This is a genomic window from Sphingomonas sp. GW821-FHT10F09, from assembly GCF_058809195.1.
In genome coordinates this window covers 272,477-288,791 of record NZ_JBXASI010000004.1, presented here as the reverse complement: position 1 = coordinate 288,791, position 16,315 = coordinate 272,477, and the positions used below count along the sequence as shown (strand labels likewise).

14 protein-coding genes and 2 pseudogenes are annotated in these 16,315 nt (G+C 69.3%); 7 read left to right on the top strand and 9 right to left on the bottom strand.

The annotated features are described in order from the left end of the window. Positions 1-5: 5 nt before the first annotated feature. From AC1RTO_RS14345 to AC1RTO_RS14315, 7 genes are read right to left on the bottom strand one after another with little or no spacing between them, the layout of a single operon-like run. Positions 6-437 carry a hypothetical protein gene (locus AC1RTO_RS14345; protein ID WP_493161481.1) on the bottom strand — a complete coding sequence of 144 codons (432 nt, stop codon included), beginning with the start codon at positions 435-437 and terminating at the stop codon, positions 6-8. Then, positions 430-1,755, bottom strand: a complete 1,326-nt coding sequence (locus tag AC1RTO_RS14340; RefSeq protein ID WP_493161480.1) for a FliI/YscN family ATPase — start codon at positions 1,753-1,755, stop codon at positions 430-432. The genes AC1RTO_RS14345 and AC1RTO_RS14340 overlap by 8 nt, the downstream gene beginning before the upstream one ends. Further along, positions 1,755-2,513, bottom strand: a complete 759-nt coding sequence (locus AC1RTO_RS14335; protein WP_493161479.1) for a FliH/SctL family protein — start codon at positions 2,511-2,513, stop codon at positions 1,755-1,757. The genes AC1RTO_RS14340 and AC1RTO_RS14335 overlap by 1 nt, the downstream gene beginning before the upstream one ends. Next, positions 2,506-3,531, bottom strand: a complete 1,026-nt coding sequence (gene fliG / locus AC1RTO_RS14330) for a flagellar motor switch protein FliG (protein ID WP_493161478.1) — start codon at positions 3,529-3,531, stop codon at positions 2,506-2,508. The genes AC1RTO_RS14335 and fliG overlap by 8 nt, the downstream gene beginning before the upstream one ends. Next, positions 3,528-5,210 (bottom strand): flagellar basal-body MS-ring/collar protein FliF, encoded by a 1,683-nt coding sequence (fliF, locus tag AC1RTO_RS14325; RefSeq protein ID WP_493161477.1) that lies wholly within the window; start codon positions 5,208-5,210, stop codon positions 3,528-3,530. Before fliF ends, fliG begins: the two co-directional genes overlap by 4 nt. Positions 5,211-5,213: 3 nt before the next feature. Further along, entirely contained in the window at positions 5,214-5,576 is a 363-nt protein-coding gene (gene fliE, locus AC1RTO_RS14320; RefSeq protein ID WP_293875904.1) for a flagellar hook-basal body complex protein FliE, read from the bottom strand. Beyond that, on the bottom strand, positions 5,573-6,907 hold the full coding sequence (locus tag AC1RTO_RS14315; protein ID WP_493161476.1) for a sigma-54 interaction domain-containing protein: 1,335 nt from the start codon (positions 6,905-6,907) through the stop codon (positions 5,573-5,575). The genes fliE and AC1RTO_RS14315 overlap by 4 nt, the downstream gene beginning before the upstream one ends. Before the next feature lie 271 nt (positions 6,908-7,178). Between AC1RTO_RS14315 and AC1RTO_RS14310 the strand changes: the two are divergent. The 5 genes and pseudogenes from AC1RTO_RS14310 to AC1RTO_RS14290 form a co-directional block, all read left to right on the top strand. After that, positions 7,179-7,586 (top strand): annotated as a pseudogene (locus AC1RTO_RS14310) (flagellin N-terminal helical domain-containing protein); the annotation flags it as partial. Between the two features lie 1,320 nt (positions 7,587-8,906). Beyond that, a pseudogene (locus tag AC1RTO_RS14305) lies at positions 8,907-9,158 on the top strand (flagellin); the annotation flags it as partial. Between the two features lie 227 nt (positions 9,159-9,385). Then, positions 9,386-10,279: a tetratricopeptide repeat protein gene (locus tag AC1RTO_RS14300; protein WP_493161610.1), complete on the top strand. Its 894-nt coding sequence runs from the start codon at positions 9,386-9,388 to the stop codon at positions 10,277-10,279. After that, a complete protein-coding gene (locus AC1RTO_RS14295; RefSeq protein ID WP_493161475.1) occupies positions 10,276-10,902 on the top strand; it encodes an LON peptidase substrate-binding domain-containing protein in 627 nt (208 codons plus the stop codon). The genes AC1RTO_RS14300 and AC1RTO_RS14295 overlap by 4 nt, the downstream gene beginning before the upstream one ends. After that, positions 10,899-11,072, top strand: a complete 174-nt coding sequence (locus AC1RTO_RS14290; RefSeq protein WP_493161474.1) for a Trm112 family protein — start codon at positions 10,899-10,901, stop codon at positions 11,070-11,072. The genes AC1RTO_RS14295 and AC1RTO_RS14290 overlap by 4 nt, the downstream gene beginning before the upstream one ends. Positions 11,073-11,075: 3 nt before the next feature. On the opposite strand, the gene AC1RTO_RS14285 is transcribed toward AC1RTO_RS14290, so the two are convergent. Then, positions 11,076-11,600: an MAPEG family protein gene (locus AC1RTO_RS14285; RefSeq protein ID WP_493161473.1), complete on the bottom strand. Its 525-nt coding sequence runs from the start codon at positions 11,598-11,600 to the stop codon at positions 11,076-11,078. Continuing rightward, positions 11,597-12,811 carry a UbiH/UbiF/VisC/COQ6 family ubiquinone biosynthesis hydroxylase gene (locus AC1RTO_RS14280; protein ID WP_493161472.1) on the bottom strand — a complete coding sequence of 405 codons (1,215 nt, stop codon included), beginning with the start codon at positions 12,809-12,811 and terminating at the stop codon, positions 11,597-11,599. Before AC1RTO_RS14280 ends, AC1RTO_RS14285 begins: the two co-directional genes overlap by 4 nt. 144 nt (positions 12,812-12,955) lie before the next feature. On the opposite strand from AC1RTO_RS14280, the gene AC1RTO_RS14275 reads away from it, so the two are divergent. Next, a complete protein-coding gene (locus tag AC1RTO_RS14275; RefSeq protein WP_493161471.1) occupies positions 12,956-15,271 on the top strand; it encodes a DNA translocase FtsK in 2,316 nt (771 codons plus the stop codon). Positions 15,272-15,396: 125 nt separating this feature from the next. Further along, complete coding sequence (locus tag AC1RTO_RS14270; protein WP_493161470.1) at positions 15,397-16,014, top strand: LolA family protein; 618 nt, start codon at positions 15,397-15,399, stop codon at positions 16,012-16,014. Positions 16,015-16,315: the final 301 nt, after the last annotated feature.

The following is a 16,315-nucleotide window of genomic DNA, read 5'->3' as shown; positions in this document are numbered from 1 at the left end:
GACGATCAGCAAGGATCGTGCCGTTTTGCCTTCAGCGGGGACACGGGCGGCGTATCCTCCATCGCGCGCATCTCCTTGACGAGTGCGGCGCGGCGCGCGCGCTCGAGCAGCTTCTCGATCGCGCTCTGGTCGCGCTTGGCGGAGCGGGTCGCCTCGGCGGCGCGGTTGACAAACATCTCGGCCGACTGGACGCGCATCTGCGCGGCTGCGGAGGATTGGTGGAGCCGTTCGCGGAAATGCGCCTGCGCGCCCAGCGTCGCGGCGCTCGCCATGCTGGCGGGCGTCGGCGACACCGCTTCGGCGAGCGCTTGGATCCGGTTGGCGAGCGTCGTCTCGCTCGCGAACTTCTCGTGCGCCCGCACCTCTTCGGCGCGGGTCAGCCCCAGCTGCAGCGTACGCACGCGGTGGATGCGCGCGAGCTTCCTGGCGTCAGGCACCGAACACGCCGGTCAGTTCGGCGATCGCATCGCCCAGCGAAACGTTCTCGTCGCTGCCCTGCTTGATATATTCCATCACCGCCGGATGCGCGGCGATCGCGGCGTCGATCGCCGGATCCGCACCGGGGCGATAGGCGCCCATCAGCACCAGATCGCGATTCTCCTCGTAGGTCGCGAGGTGGCGGCGCAGCACGCGCGCGGCATGGACGTGGTCGGGATGCGCGATATCGGTCATCACGCGGCTGACCGAGGGACCGATGTCGATCGCCGGATAGACGCCGCGCTCGGCCAGATGGCGGTTGAGCACGATATGCCCGTCGAGGATCGAGCGCGCCGAATCGACCACGGGATCGTTGCCGTCGTCGCCGTCGGCGAGCACCGTATAGATCGCGGTGATCGACCCGCCGGTGCGCACGTCGGTGCCGGCGCGTTCGATCAGATTGGGCAGCATCGCGATCGCCGACGGCGGATAGCCGCGCGCCGATGCCGGTTCGCCCAGCGCCAGCCCGATCTCGCGGCCAGCGTGCGCGACGCGGGTCAGGCTGTCCATGATGAGCAGCACCTTCTTGCCTTCGTTGCGAAAGGCTTCGGCGATCGCGGTGGCGCGCAATGCGCCGCGGATGCGCAGCACGGGACTGTGGTTGGCGGGCACCGCGACGACGACCGCGCGTTGGCGCGCCTCGCCGGCGACCTTTGTCTCGAGGAAGTCGGCGACCTCGCGGCTGCGCTCGCCGATCAGGCCGATGACGATCACGTCCGCCTGCGCCGCGCGCACCATCATGCCGAGCAGCACCGACTTGCCGACGCCCGATCCCGCCATGATGCCGACGCGCTGGCCCTGCCCGATCGTCAGCAGCCCGTTGATCGCGCGCACGCCGACGTCCATCGGCTGGAGCACACGACCGCGGTCGAGCGGCGATTGCAGCTTGCCGGCGAGCGGCCAGGTCTGCGCGCCGCGGATCGGGCCGAGCCCGTCGATCGGCTTGCCCGCGCCGTCGACGACGCGACCGAGCAGCGCGGCCCCCACCTCCGCCTCACCCGGCGGGCCGACGGGGCGGACCGGCGCGCGCGGCAGCAGCGCGGCGGGACCGCCGAGATTCATCAGCAGCGTCCGCCCGTTGCGAAAGCCGATCACCTCCGCCTCGACCTTCGCACTCGGTTCGCCGATCTCGCAGATCGTCCCCACCGGCAGCGACAGGCCGACGGCCTCCATCAACAGTCCGTCATAGGAGGACAGGCGCCCCGACACCTTGGGCGTCGGGTGGAAATCGGCGACGCCCAGCGTCTCCAGATAATCCGCGGTGAACCGGTTGAGCATTAGCGCGCCTCCATCGGCGGCACCGGCACGCGGTCGATCGCCTCGGCGAGCTGGCCGAGCCACAGCTCCGGCCCGTCCTCGACCAGGGTCGAGGCGCTTTCCAGCACGAAGCTGCCGCGCGACAGCGACGCATCGCCGGCGGCGAAGATCGACTTGGGCAGCGATCCGTCGACCAGCGGCAGGTCGTCGGGATGCAGCCGCAGCAGCGCCGATTCGCTGGCGTCGGCGAGCATTTCGGCCGCGACCTCGATCCGGCCGTTGAGCACCGCGGGTGCGACCCCGCATTCGCCGACCAGCCGGCCGACCAGCAGCAGCACCGTCTGGCGCAGCTGGCCGGCGATCCGGTCGCGGTCGAGCTGGTGGCCGTTGGCGAGCGCCGCGGTCAGTTCGGTGAGCAGCGCCCGGTCGCGGTCGCCGCTCTCGCGCGCCGCCGCGGCCGCCGCCGCCAGTCCCTCGGCATAGCCCGCCGCATGCGCGGTCTCGACCGGATCGATGAAGCCGGTCGGCTCCACCTGCGTGTCGAGCGGATCCCAGCCGTGGGTCGGCTTCTCGCCCCCCGGATCGGCAGGGCTGAAATGCTTCGGGCCGCCGGCGGACGCGGGACGGCTGCGAGCCTCCTCGCGCTCGCCGCCCATCGCGCGTTCCAGCGTCGCCCACATGTCGCGCGGCGTGAAGCCGGCGGGCGGGGCGAACGCCGCCTGGAGCAGGTTGGCGGCGGTATCGTGACGGGCGGCGAACCCTGCGACGAACTCAGACATAATCGTCGTCGCTCGCGCCCATCACGATCGTGCCGTCCTTGGCGAGGTTGCGGGCGATACCGATCATCGCCTTCTGCGCCTCCAGCACCTCGGCGAGCTTCATCGGCCCGCGCGCCTCCATCTCGTCGCGGATGCCGTCGGCGGCGCGCGCCGACATGCAGCCGAGGAACCGGCCCCGCGCCGTCTCGTCGACGCCCTTGAGCGCGCGCGACAGGATGTCGCCATCGACGTTGCGGATGAGCGTGCCGAGATTCTTGTCGTCCATGTCCAGCAGATTGTCGAAGACGAACATCGCCTCCTCGATCGCCTTGGCGACGTCCTTGTCGATCTTGAACAGCTTGGGCATCACCCGCTGCTCCGTCGCCTTGCGCGCGCCCTGCAGGATCTTCGCCGCCTCGCGCGTGCCGCCCAGCGTCAGGCCGTTGGCGGACGATCCGCCGCCGCGCCGGTTGGCGAGCACCGCCTTCAGCGTCTCGACCGCATCGGGGTTGATCGGCCCCAGCCGCGCGATGCGGTGGAGGATATCGGGCTGCACCGCGTCGGGCAGCAATTCGAGCACCTGCCCGCCGACCGTGGGGTCGAGGTTGGCGATCATCACCGCGGCGATCTGCGGATGCTCCTTCTCGATCATCTGCGCGATCTCGCCGGCCTCGAGCCAGTCGAGGATCTCGAGCTCGCACGCCGCTTCCGGCGGGGTGATCCGGGCGAGCACGCTCTCCGCCTTTTCGGGGCCGAGCGCACGGTTCATCACCGCCTCGATCCGCGGCCGCGGTTCGAAGGTGATGCCGGTCCGTTCGCGCGCCTTGCCGACGAAATCGTCGAGCACGTCCTCCATCTCCTGTTCGGAAACGTCGGCGACCGCGAACATCGCCGAGCCGAGCTGGCGCACTTCCTCGGGGTCGAGCTTTTGCAGGATGGCGGCGGCCTCTTCCTCGCCGACCAGCATCATCAGCACCGCGGCGCGTTCGACGCCGGTATAGGTGCGTGCGGCGACGATCGGGGTGGTGACCGCGTTCACTTGGCGTCCGCCTTGATCATGTCGCGGATCGCGAGCGCGGCGCGGGCAGGATTGTCGCGGGTGAAGCCGCGGACCGCGCCGATCCGGTCGTCGACCGTCTGCGTCGCCTCCAGCCGGTCGAGGCTGACCGATTCATGCACGGTGATGCCATCCGCCGCCGGGCTGCCCGCCGGACCGGCGAGCGCCGTCGCCGACGGCTCGGTCGCCTCCTCGCGCTTCTTCATCAGGCCCTTGGCCAGCGGCCGCACGCCGAGCAGCAGCACCAGCAGCGCGATGACAATCGCGGTCGCGTTGCGGGCGAGCACCGGCAGCCACGCATTGTCGTACCAGGCCGGGCCGTCCGCATCGCCGGCGGCATCGGCGAACTTGCGGCTGATGACCGTCACCTGATCCTGCCGCGCCTGGTCGAAGCCGACCGCGCTCTTCACCAGATCGGTGATCTGGCCGATCTCCATCGCGGTCCGGCGCGACTTGTCGGGATCGCGCAGCAGCACCGCGACCGACAGGCGCTTGACCGAACCCGGCGTCTGGTGCGTCACCGACACTTCCTTACCGAGGTCATAGGCGCGCTGGAAGCTGTCGCTCTGCTTGTTGGGATTGGGCGCGGGGCCACCGGCGACCGGCGTCGGCTCGGCGGCGGGCGCACCGCTGGCGCCGTTGGCGGCCTGCGGCGTCTGCAGCTGGCTGGCTGGCGGCGGGGTGTTCGACAGCGCGCCGGGGATGCCGCCGGGCGTCGCCGGACCACCGGCCTGATTGCCGACCCAATTGCCGGTCTCGGCACGCAAGGCGCCCTGCTTCTCGTAGCTTTCGCGCGTCGCCTGCGTCTCGTCGAGGTTGATGTCGGCCTGCACCTCGGCGGTGAAGTTGCCGGCACCGACCAGCGGCGTCAGCAGCTGGACGAGCTGCTGGCGCACCTTGTCCTCGGTCTTGCGCTGCATCTCGAGCCGGGCATCGCCGGAGGCATCGGCACCGCCGGCACCGGGCTTCGACAGCAACGCCCCCATCTGGTCGACGATCGTCACGCTCTCGGGTTTCATCCCCGGCACCGAACTGGCGACGAGGTTGATGATCGACTGGACCTGCGCCTGGCTGAGCGCACGGCCGCCCTGCAACTTGACGACGACCGAGGCGGAGGGCGAGGCGTTGTCGCGCACGAACACCGACGCCTCGGGCGTGGCGAGATGCACGCGCGCCTCGGCGACCGCGTCGATATCCTCGATCGAGCGGGCAAGCTCGGTCTCGCGCGCCTGCCGCAGGCGTTCGCCCTCGACCGCGCGGCTGACGCCCATCGGCAGCTGGTCGAGGATGGCATAGCCGCCGGGCGCCTGCTTGGGCAGGCCCTGGCCGGCGAGCAGCATCCGCGCCTTGCTGAACTGGTCCTCGTCGACGGTCAGCGCACCGGTGCCGTCGTCGATATGGCTGCTGATGTTCGCCTGCGTCAGCGCGGAGGTCACGGCCTGCTTGTCGGCATCGGTCAGGCCGGTGAACAGCGTCTTCTGCGTCGGCGTCGACAGCGTCATCCATGCGAGCGCGGCGGCGGCGACCAGCGCGACGAGCATGGCCATCGGCAGGCTGCGGCGGACCGCGGGCTGCGCGAGCACGCCCTTGATCTGCAACAGCGGGTTGGCGAACTTCTCGGGCAGGGCCGAGGGCGATGTGGTGGCGAGTGCAGTGCTCATCGATTACACCGGCATGCTCATGATGTCCTTGTAGGCGGACAGCAATTTGTTGCGGACCTGCAGCGTCGCCTCGAAGCCGACCGAGGCCTGCTGGCGGGCCAGCATGACCTTGGCGATGTCGACGGTCTCACCGCGTTCGTAGCTTTCGGACAGCGCCGACGCCTTGGTCTGCGTCGCGTTGACGTCCTTCAGCGCATCCTGCAGCGTGTCGGCGAAGCTCGTCGGCTTCGTCGCTCCGCCCGCAGGCGCGGCCGTCTCCGGCGCGCTCGCCCGGCTCAGCGCCTGGTTGCGCTCGAGGATCTGCGCGCGCAGCTGCATCACGCGGTCGACGCTCATCGCGCCGCCGACGCCGCCGATCGCGCTCATGCCGAGACGGCCCAGGCGGTATCGGCGCCGTACGGACGGGCGAGATCCTCACCCTGTTCGCGTGCCTTGGCGAGGCGGTAGCGCAACGTGCGCTCGGAGATGCCGAGGCGGCGCGCGGTTTCGATGCGGCTGCCGCCGCAGGCCGCCAGCATCTCGCGGATCGCCTGGAATTCGCTCATCTGGACGACGTTGCCGAGGGTGACGGGCGCCGGCGCCGCGGGCTCGGCCGGTGCGGCGGACGGAAACAGCTGCGTCACCGGCGCGGGATCGCGGTGGAAAGTGAAGCTGATCGGCCGGTCGAAGACGATGTGGCTCGCCTCGATCGTGTCGCCGCCGGCGAACAGCAGCGCGCGCTGGATGACGTTTTCCAGCTCGCGGACGTTGCCGGGCCAGTCGTGGCGCATCAGCAGCTCGACCGCATCGGCGGTCGGCCACGGCACCAGCGCGCGCGTGCCGGCATGGCGCAGGATCATCGTCGCGGCGAGCGCGGGGATGTCCTGCACGCGCTCGGCGAGCGGCTTGGTCGACAGCGGAAAGACCGAGAGGCGGTAATAGAGATCGGCGCGGAAGCGGCCGGCGGCGACTTCGCCCTGCAGATCGCGGTTGGCGCAGGCGATGACGCGGACGTCGATCTTCTGCGGCACCGATGCGCCGATCGGCACCACCTCGCGCTCCTGCAGCACGCGAAGCAGCTTGGCCTGGAGCTGGAGCGGCATCTCGGCGATCTCGTCGAGCAGGATCGTACCGCCGTCGGCCGCGCGAAAGAAGCCCTCGCCGCCCGAGGAGGCGCCGGTGAACGCGCCTTTCTGGTGACCGAACAGCAGCGCTTCCAGCATCGTCTCGGGCAGAGCGGCGCAGTTGATCGCGATGAACGGGCCGGCCTTGCGGGGCGAATTGTTGTGGATCGCGCGGGCCAGCACTTCCTTGCCGGTGCCGGTGGGTCCGTTGATGAGGACGGTGATGTCCGCCTGCGCGACGCGCTCGGCCAGCGCGAGCAGCGCCAGCGATTCGGGGTCGGCCGCGGTCGGCATGTCGGGACCGGCGACGAGCGCGCGGGCGAAGCCGTTGCCGACCGCCGCATCCTGCGGGCCGAAGGCGATTCGCGCCGGGTTGCCGTCGCGCGACGGGATGACGTGCCGCGAGTCGCCGTCACCGATGATGACGGTCCGCGCCGGTGCCGGCGGCGCCTCGCCCTCGGCGATCAGGAACAGGTCGCCCGGGCCGGGCTGGCCCGTCTCGAACGAACCCACGCCGAACCCCTGGGCGCGAAGCCCCGACACGAGCGCGTATTTACGCTGCGACACCGCAGCGGAAGGAAAAATCGAACGCATGGTTATCCCCCAAGGACGGCCTGCACATGCGGCAAGAAGGGTAAACGCGGTGTTAAAACGCTTGCCGCCCGGCAAAATATTTCCGGGCGCGGCACGCTCGCAACGCGCGCGCGCGACGCCCCCGTACGAGGGGCCCGGATCGGCGGATTACCGCGGTCTCCGCCCGCAATTTTCCGCTTAAGCCGTCGCAGGCCGGGCCGTTACCCCATTTGGCGGCTCGGCCCTCCGCTCTGGGGGCGGCGGGGAGCGCCGCAGCAATTGGAGAACCCTCATGACCGTCATCGGTACCAACATCGCGTCGCTGCGTGCGACCAACGCTTCCAGCTCGGCCAACCAGGCCCTCTCCACGTCGATGGAGCGCCTGTCGACCGGCAAGCGCATCAACTCGGCCAAGGACGACGCCGCCGGCCTCGCCATCTCGAGCCGCATGAGCAGCCAGATCAAGTCGATGAACGTCGCGATCCGCAACGCGAACGACGGCGTGTCGATGGCGCAGACCGCGGAAGGCGCGCTCAGCGAGGTCACCTCGATGCTGCAGCGCATGAAGGAACTGTCGACGCAGTCCGCCAACGGCACGCTCGGCGCCTCGGAGCGCAGCGCGCTGCAGGCCGAAGTGAAGCAGCTGACCAGCCAGATCAACGACATCGCCAAGACGACCAACTTCAACGGCATCAACCTCCTCGACGGCTCCGTCAAGGATCTGAAGCTGCAGACCGGGACCAACGCGGGTGAAACCGTCTCCGTGTCGATGGGCAGCATGTCCGCCAAGAGCCTCGGCCTCGCCGGCTCGGGCGTCACCGGCTCGCTGACCGGCGGCCGCGTGACGGCTGGCACGACGATCGATGCCACCGATCTCGCCGTCAATGGCAAGAACCTGGTGTCGGGCAGCGTGACGACCGCAACGGCGGACACCGCCAAGGATCTCGCCGCGCAGATCAACAACAATTCGTCGAACAGCGGCATCACCGCGACGGCATCGAACACGCTGACGACCGGCAAGGTCGCCGTCGGCGGCACGACCGACAGCGATCTTGTCATCAACGGCAAGGCCATCGCCGGCGCCAAGGATGCCGCGGCACTCGTCGCCAACATCAACCGCGACGCGCCCGGCGTCACTGCCAGCCTGAACGACAACGGCACCATCACGCTGTCCAACGACACCGGCGCCGAGATCAAGGTCGGCAAGGGTACCGGCGGCGACGTCACCAAGGCGGGCTTCGACATCGCGGCGAACACCAGCGACAAGACCTACCAGGGTTCGGTCTCGCTGCAGTCCAAGGATGGATCGCCCGTCTCCATCGCTCTGGGCGCGAGCGGCGTGGCCGCGGACCTGACCGCGATCGGCCTGAACGTCGGCAGCGGCGACACCGTGACCGGCCTCGCGCCGATCAACGGCACCGCCATGGTCGCCGGCGATCTGACGATCAACGGCACCGCGATCGGCAAGAGCGACAGCGGCTCGATCCAGGACAAGCTGAAGGCGATCAACGCTGTCAGCGACAAGACCGGCGTCACCGCCACGGCATCGACGACCGCGATCCTCAAGGGCGTGACGGCCGGCGCCAGCGGCGCGATCACGGTTAACGGCAAGAGCGTCTCGCTCGGTACCGCGGCGATCACGACCTCGGCCGCCGACCAGCAGGTCGTCGCCAAGGCGATCAACGATGCCAACACGGGCGTCACCGCCGAATACAAGAATGGCGCCATCGTGCTGACCTCGAACGGCGGTGCCGATCTGACCGTCGGCAAGGGCACGACCACGGCGGGCAACCTGGCGGATGCCGGCAACGGGGCCGGCACGGCGATCGACGCAACCGGCATCACCGTGAAGGGCTCGATCACCCTGAGCACCACGGACGGTTCGGCGATCAGCATCGAAGGCACCACCGCAGGGCTCGCAGCGACCGGTCTGGCAGCGGCGGGCGGCAACGGCAGCGCCACCAGCGGCTCGATCGACATCTCCAGCCAGGCATCCGCCTCGAAGGCGATGTCGGCGATCGACAAGGCGCTGGATCAGGTGTCGGCGGCGCGTGGCGACCTCGGCGCGGTGCAGAACCGGCTGCAGGTGACGGTCAACAACCTGACCACCACCACGACCAACCTCGCCGAATCGAAGAGCCGCATCGAAGACGCCGACTTCTCGACCGAGACGACGGCGCTCGCCAAGGCGCAGATCCTGAGCCAGGCATCGACCGCGATGCTCGCGCAGGCCAACCAGAGCCAGCAGGGTGTCCTGAAGCTCCTCCAGTAATCCGGTTATCGGCGCTGGCGCTGCCCCCCAAGGGCGTTGGCGCCGACCGAGCTCTTCCCCCCAAGGTCGAGCAAAGCCAGAACCCCGGTGGCCCAAGGCCGCCGGGGTTTTCGGCGAATCGGCGATACGCGACGCTCCGACGCCCGCAAAAACCTTGGCGTCGGCGTCCTGCTGCCCCACATGGGCGGCAACCGATCACGAAGGAGCATGACTTGGCCACGCTAGGAATGTCGCCAGCCGAAAAGCAGGCGGTCGAGGATTTCCGTCGCGACGTCGTCGAACCGTCGATGACGTCGCTCGTCATCATCGATTTCTGGGCGGAATGGTGCGGGCCGTGCAAGGCGCTGGGCCCGACGCTGGAGAAGGTCGCCGTCGCTTATGCCGACAAGGGCGTCGTGCTGGCGAAGATCGACACCGACAAGAACCCGTTCATCGCCGCGCAATTCCAGATCAAGTCGATCCCGACCGTCTATGCGATGTTCCAGGGCCAGCTGGTCGCGGACCTGACCAGCGCGCGTACCGAATCGCAGCTGCGCGTCATCCTCGACCAGTTGCTCAAGCAATTGCCGATTCAGGCGCCCGGCGCGGATGCCGCCGCCGAGATCGAGCCGCTGATCGCCATGGGCGAGGAGGTGCTGGCCAGCGGCGACACCGAACGCGCGCTGTCGATCTTCGACCAATTGGTCGAGATGGCGCCGGACGATCCCGCGGTCCTGTCCGGCCGGATCCGCGCGCTGGTCGCCGCCGGGCTGACCGACGAGGCGCAGGCGGCGATCGACGCGCTGCCCGCCGATATCCGGGATGCCGGCATCGACCGGGCGAAGGCCGCCCTCGCACTGGCGCAGAGCGCACCGCCGGTCGAGGATTTTACCGGCCTGCAGGCCGAGGTCGCCGCCAGTCCCGACGATCACGAGCGCCGCTTCGCGCTTGCCAATGCGCAAATGGCGGCGGGCGACCGCGACGGTGCGGCCGACAACCTGCTCCATATCATCGCCGCCGACCGTAGCTGGAACGAGGATGCGGCGCGGCAGCAACTGCTCAAGCTGTTCGAGGTCGTCGGGCTGGAGGACCCCTGGGTGTCCGGCCAGCGCCGTCGGCTGTCGGCGATCCTGTTCGGATGACGACGCCCACCCGCCTGTCGATCTTTCCGCTGCCGGGGGCGTTGCTCTTCCCCGGCATGCACCTGCCGCTGCACATCTTCGAACCGCGCTATCGGGCGATGGTGAGCGATGCGATGGCGCGCGACCGGCGGATCGGCATGATCCAGCCGATGACCAAATCCGCCGCCGGCGGCGATGCGCCTGCGCTGTACGACATCGGCTGCGTCGGCAGGATCGCCGAGGTCGAGGCGCTGGACGACGGCCGCTACAATCTGGTGCTGGAAGGCGTCGCGCTGTTCCGCGTGTTGCGCGAACTCGATGTGACGACGCCGTTCCGTCAGGTCGAGGCCGAATTGCTGCCGATCGATGCCGAGGATGCGCTGTCGCTCGGCCGGCGATCGTCGCTGGAGCTGGAATCGCGCCGCTTCGCCGATTCGCAGGGCTATACGGTGGACTGGGAAGCGGTCGGCCGGCTGGACGACGAGAGCCTCGTCAACGGCATCGCCCAGATCGCTCCGTTCGACACCGCGGCGAAACAGGCGTTGCTCGAGGCCCCCGATATCGAGACGCGGGCGGAGCTCATCATCCAGCTGATGCAATTCTTCGGCCGCCACGACGGCGAGGACAAGGTGACGCTGCAATGATCGACCCGTGGTTGCTCGAACGGCTCGTCTGCCCGGTAACGCGGCAGCCGCTGCGCTATGACGCGGCAGCGCAGGAGCTGGTGTCGGACGCGGCGGGGCTGGCCTATCCGGTCCGCGACGGCGTGCCGGTGATGCTGCCCGAGGAAGCCCGGCGGCTGACCGCGGACTGATCGCTACCGGATCAGCGCCACCGCCGCCATCAGCAGCGCCGCGACGCTGGGATAGAAGGTGAGCGCGAAGCCCAGCGCGCGTGCCTCCGCGCCATCGCGATAGCCCGTCCAGAACAGCAGCCGCCCGGCGGAGAAACAGGCGGCGAACAGCGCCACCGGCACCCGCGCATGATCGCTCAGCAGCGTCAGCGCGGTATAGGCAAGTCCCGCCAGCAGGACCTGCTCGGCCGTGTTGCGCAGGATCGCATTGCCCGCATCGACCCGCGGATCGACCCGGTCGCCACCGTCGATGGCCGTGTCCGACGCGAACCGCCGGCGCGCGACGACGCCGATCGCCGCCGCCAGCCACAGGCCGAGCACCAGCACGGCGATGCCCAGCGTGGCGATGCGGCTTTCCAGCGTCGCGGCGGCGCTGCGACTGTAACCGATGATGACCGCCGCGATCGTCAGGCCCAGCCCGATGCCGATCCCGCGCGCGACGCCACCCTGTGCCTTACGCAACGGCGGATGCGCCACCGGCTCGCTCACACCATCAGGCCCTGCAACAGCTTGGGAAGCGTCCCGCTTTCGCCGCGCGCCTCGGCCATGAACCGGTCCTTCAATGGCGGCAGCCTGTCGACCGCACTGATCCCGAACCGGCGCACCGCGCTCGCCGTCCGGCCGGGGATGCCGAACAGCCGGGTCAGCGTGTCGGTCGCCGCCGCGACCATGAAGGTGTCGAGCCCCCGCCAGCGCTGGTAGCGTTCGAGCAGCGCCGGATCGCCGAGGTCGAGGCCCAGCCGCTTGCCGTCGACCAGCACCTCCGCCAGCGTCGCCGCATCGCGCAGGCCGAGGTTGAGCCCCTGCCCCGCGATCGGATGGATGCCGTGCGCAGCATCGCCGACCAGCACCAGCCGCTCCGCCGTGATCCGCGCCGCATGGTGGAAACCCAGTGGATAGCTCGCGCGCGGGCTGGCGGCACTGAGCTCGCCGAGGAACCCGCCCATCCGCTTGGTCGCCTCCGCGAGGAAGGCGCGATCGCCCAGCTTCATCATCGCCGGCCCGTCCGCGCCCTTCACCGACCAGACGATCGCCGATCGATGGCCGATCTCGTCGTCGGGCAGCGGCAGCAGCGCGAACGGCCCCGCCGGATAGAAGATCTCATAGGCGATATCCTCATGCGGATAGGCGTGATGGAAGGCCCCGACGATCGCGGCGTGATCATATTGCCAGCGCGCGACGGTGATCCCCGCCGCCTCGCGCGTCGGCGAATGACGCCCCTCCGCCGCGATCAGCAGCGGCGCGCGGACGGTGGTGCCATCGTCCAGCGTCGCGACGACGCCGGCCGACCCGCGCACCACCTCGGTCGCGCGCGTCCGCATGCGCAGGCCGACGTGGCGCGCCGCGCTCGCCGCCTCGAACAGCGCCTTTCGCAGCAGCTTGTTCTCGTACATCGTGCCGAGCGCGCCATCGCCCTCGTCGGGCCGGAAGTCGAGCTTGCCCGGCGCCAGCCCGTCGCTGACGCGGATGTGGCGGATCGCGCACCCCTGCCCCGCCAGCGTCGCGCCGATCCCGATCGCGTCGAGCATCCGCCCGGTCGCGCTCGCAATCGCCGAAGCACGCCCGTCGAACCCCGGTGCCAGCATCACCGCCGGATCGGCGGGATCGACGACGGTGCTGGTGACCCCGTGCGCGTCCAGTGCGAGGGCCAGCGTGGCGCCGACCAGGCCGCCGCCCAGGATGATGACGTCTGTGTCCATATCGCCTCCCTACAAGCGCAACGCATGTGTGCCAACGGCCGGTCCACATCCGGTCGACGCCCGATCCACCGCAGCCGCCTTGACGTAACGCACGCGCGGCCCGATGATTCCGCGGCATTTTCGCGACATTGAAGGGATCGGGCGATGGCGAGCCGTGCGCAGCCAGGCTTGTTGCGTGAGACGGTGAAGGCAGGGGCGGTACGCGGCGGTGCGCTGATCGCGTCGATCGCGCTGTTCCTGTTCACCCTGCTCATGGTGCTCGCGCTGGCGAGCTATCGCGCCAGCGACGCGGCGCTCAACACCGCGTCGGGCGGGCCGATCCAGAATCTCGCCGGGCCGCCGGGTGCGTGGTTCGCCGATCTGGCGCTGACCGTGTTCGGGCCGGCGGTCGCCCTGCTGCTGCCGATCGCACCGATCGTCGCTGCGCGGCTGTGGCGCGACCAGCCGCCGGGGCGCTGGCTGGCGATGCTGCGCAATGCCACGATCGGCGTCGCGCTGATGGCCTCGGCGCTCGCCTTCGTCTCGGATTCCTCGGTTCTTGCCCTCCCCGCCGGCTGGGGCGGCGTCGTCGGCCTGTCGGTCGCGCATCTCGTCGAATGGGGCCTCGCCTTCCTCGGCCAGCCGGGCGCCGAACGCTGGGCGGCGCGCGGCATCGGCCTGATCATCGGCGTCGCCGGCATCATCATCTGGGCCAAGAGCCTCGAGATCGACCTCGGCGATCGCCGCTTCCGCCTGCGCCGCCTCCGCACCGATGGCGACGACATCGCCGACGCCTATGACGACGTGGACGGGGATGACGAGGAGGAACCGCTCCAGCTCGCGCGCAAGGTCATCGAGCCGCGCGCGGTGGCGGAACCCGATCCACGCCCGGCCCCGGTCATCGCCGATCGCAACCTCGCGCCTTCCGCCGCCCGGCAGAAGCCACGCCAGCAGAGCCTCGACCTCGGCCACACCTTCGCGCTGCCGTCGATCGACCTGCTGACCCCGGCCCCGCCGGTTCCCAAGGGCACGATCGACAAGGCGGCGCTGGAGCGCAACGCCCGCCTGCTCGAGAACGTGCTCGACGACTTCAAGGTGCACGGCGTCATCAACGAGGTGCGCCCCGGCCCGGTCGTGACGATGTACGAACTGGAACCCGCGCCGGGTATCAAGGCCAGCCGCGTCATCGCGCTCGCCGACGATATCGCGCGCAACATGTCCGCGGTGTCGGCGCGCGTCGCGGTGATCCCGGGCCGCAACGTCATCGGCATCGAACTGCCCAACGCCAAGCGCGAATCGGTCAGCCTGCACGAACTCGTCGGCAGCCAGACGTTCGAGGATCAGGCAGCGCAGCTGCCGATCATCCTCGGCAAGAACATTGCCGGCGATCCCGTCATCGCCGACCTCGCGCCGATGCCGCACCTGCTCGTCGCCGGCACGACCGGTTCGGGCAAGTCGGTCGGGCTCAACTGCATGATCCTGTCGCTGCTCTACCGGCTGACGCCGGACCAGTGCCGGATGATCATGATCGATCCCAAGATGCTCGAACTGAGCATGTACGACGACATCCCCCACCTGCTCTCCCCCGTCGTCACCGACCCCGCCAAGGCGGTCCGCGCGCTGAAATGGGCGGTCGAGACGATGGAGGATCGCTATCGCCAGATGTCCTCGGTCGGCGTGCGCAGCCTGGCGGGCTTCAACGACAAGGTCCGCGCCGCCAAGGCCAAGGGCCAGCGCCTCGGCCGCCGCGTCCAGACCGGCTATCACCCCGAGACCGGACAACCGGTCTATGAGGAAGAACAGCTCGACTACGAACCGCTGCCGCAGATCGTCGTCATCGTCGACGAGCTCGCCGACCTGATGATGACCGCGGGCAAGGAGGTCGAATTCCTGATCCAGCGGCTCGCGCAAAAGGCGCGCGCGGCGGGCATCCACCTCATCATGGCAACGCAGCGGCCGTCGGTCGACGTCATCACCGGCGTCATCAAGGCGAACCTGCCGACCCGGATCAGCTTCCACGTCACCAGCAAGATCGATTCGCGCACCATCCTCGGCGAACAGGGCGCCGAACAGCTGCTCGGCAAGGGCGACATGCTCTACATGCCCGGTGGCAAGGGCATCGTCCGCGTCCACGGCCCCTTCGTCAGCGACGACGAGGTGCGCGGCATCGCCGATCACTGGCGCAGCCAGGGCCAGCCCGATTACATCAGCTCGGTCACCGAAGAGCCCGAGGACGGCTTCGCGCTGGAAGGCGCGCCGGAGGGTGAGGATTCGGCGGAGGACCAGCAATATCGCAGCGCGATCCAGCTGGTCTGCGAATCGCAGAAGGCCTCGACCAGCTGGCTGCAACGCCAGTTGCGCATCGGCTACAATTCCGCCGCCCGGCTGATCGAGAAGATGGAGAAGGACGGCATAGTTAGCCGCCCCGACCATGTCGGCCGCCGCGAGGTGCTGCGCGATACCGAAGGGCATGCGATTTAGCGTTTCCCGCCTGCCCCGACCCTGTTTTCCCTCTCCCGCCGGCAGAGGGAGAGGCGGCGATGGTGAGGGCAACGGGAACGCTCCGGTTCAGCAGGCATTCAATGCGCAAAATCCACAGGACCCCCATGATCCGACACGCCTTCGCCCTCGCCGCCGCACCGTTCGCCCTCGCTGCGCCCGCCGTCCTGCCCGCACAGGCGTCCGGCGATCTGGCCGCGGTGCAGCGCCACCTCCAGTCGGTCGAGACGATGACCGCCGACTTCACCCAGACCGACCGCAACGGCAAGGTGCTGACCGGCACCTTCACGCTCAAGAAGCCCGGCAAGCTGCGCTTCCAGTATGAGAAGGGCGTGCCGATCCTGATCGTCGCGGAGGGCGGCGCGCTGACCTTCATCGATTATTCGGTACGACAGGTGCAGCGCTGGCCGATCCGCAATTCGCCGCTGGGCGTTCTGCTCGATCCGTCGCGCGACATCACCCGCTATGCCCGGCTCGTCCAGACCGGCAACGACCGGGTCGTCTCGGTCGAGGCGAACGACCCCAAGCATCCCGAATATGGCAAGATCACGCTGATCTTCGCCCGTGACGGCGCCGCGCCGGCCGGACTCGCGCTGCAGGGCTGGGTCGCGCTCGACAGCCAGAACAACCGCACGACGATTCGCCTGTCGAATCAGCGGTTCGGCGTGCCGGTGAGCGACGGAACGTTCAAATGGAACGACCCGCGACGGCCGAACGTCCGCTGACCGGTTCGCCATTCATCCACGCGACAGGTTTGCTGGCCTAGAAGACTTGGGCGGATGTGGGGCGTCCGGGATTTTTCCCCCTGTTGCCCGGGCGATAATCACCACTTCCCGCCTGCGTGACGAACGCTAGGTCGGCCCTCGCTCCATGCCCCCGGAGCGGGGGCCTTTCTGCGTCGACCACCCTTTGGCCGATCGCATCCGATGGGTTGGACGATCCTCGCGATAACGCCCTGATTCAAAAGGCCGAGCGCCACGCGCTGTCCCGCACGAAATCGACCCGCTACCCGCGCCTCTTCGCATC

Bases quoted from the DNA above. Each gene is read 5' to 3' on its own strand.
- AC1RTO_RS14340 (WP_493161480.1), bottom strand. From the start codon at position 1,755: ATGCTCAACCGGTTCACCGCGGATTATCTGGAGACGCTGGGCGTCGCC.
- AC1RTO_RS14335 (WP_493161479.1), bottom strand. From the start codon at position 2,513: ATGTCTGAGTTCGTCGCAGGGTTCGCCGCCCGTCACGATACCGCCGCC.
- fliF (WP_493161477.1), bottom strand. From the start codon at position 5,210: ATGAGCACTGCACTCGCCACCACATCGCCCTCGGCCCTGCCCGAGAAG.
- fliE (WP_293875904.1), bottom strand. From the start codon at position 5,576: ATGAGCGCGATCGGCGGCGTCGGCGGCGCGATGAGCGTCGACCGCGTG.
- AC1RTO_RS14315 (WP_493161476.1), bottom strand. From the start codon at position 6,907: ATGCGTTCGATTTTTCCTTCCGCTGCGGTGTCGCAGCGTAAATACGCG.
- AC1RTO_RS14300 (WP_493161610.1), top strand. From the start codon at position 9,386: ATGTCGCCAGCCGAAAAGCAGGCGGTCGAGGATTTCCGTCGCGACGTC.
- AC1RTO_RS14295 (WP_493161475.1), top strand. From the start codon at position 10,276: ATGACGACGCCCACCCGCCTGTCGATCTTTCCGCTGCCGGGGGCGTTG.
- AC1RTO_RS14290 (WP_493161474.1), top strand. From the start codon at position 10,899: ATGATCGACCCGTGGTTGCTCGAACGGCTCGTCTGCCCGGTAACGCGG.
- AC1RTO_RS14280 (WP_493161472.1), bottom strand. From the start codon at position 12,811: ATGGACACAGACGTCATCATCCTGGGCGGCGGCCTGGTCGGCGCCACG.
- AC1RTO_RS14275 (WP_493161471.1), top strand. From the start codon at position 12,956: ATGGCGAGCCGTGCGCAGCCAGGCTTGTTGCGTGAGACGGTGAAGGCA.
- AC1RTO_RS14270 (WP_493161470.1), top strand. From the start codon at position 15,397: ATGATCCGACACGCCTTCGCCCTCGCCGCCGCACCGTTCGCCCTCGCT.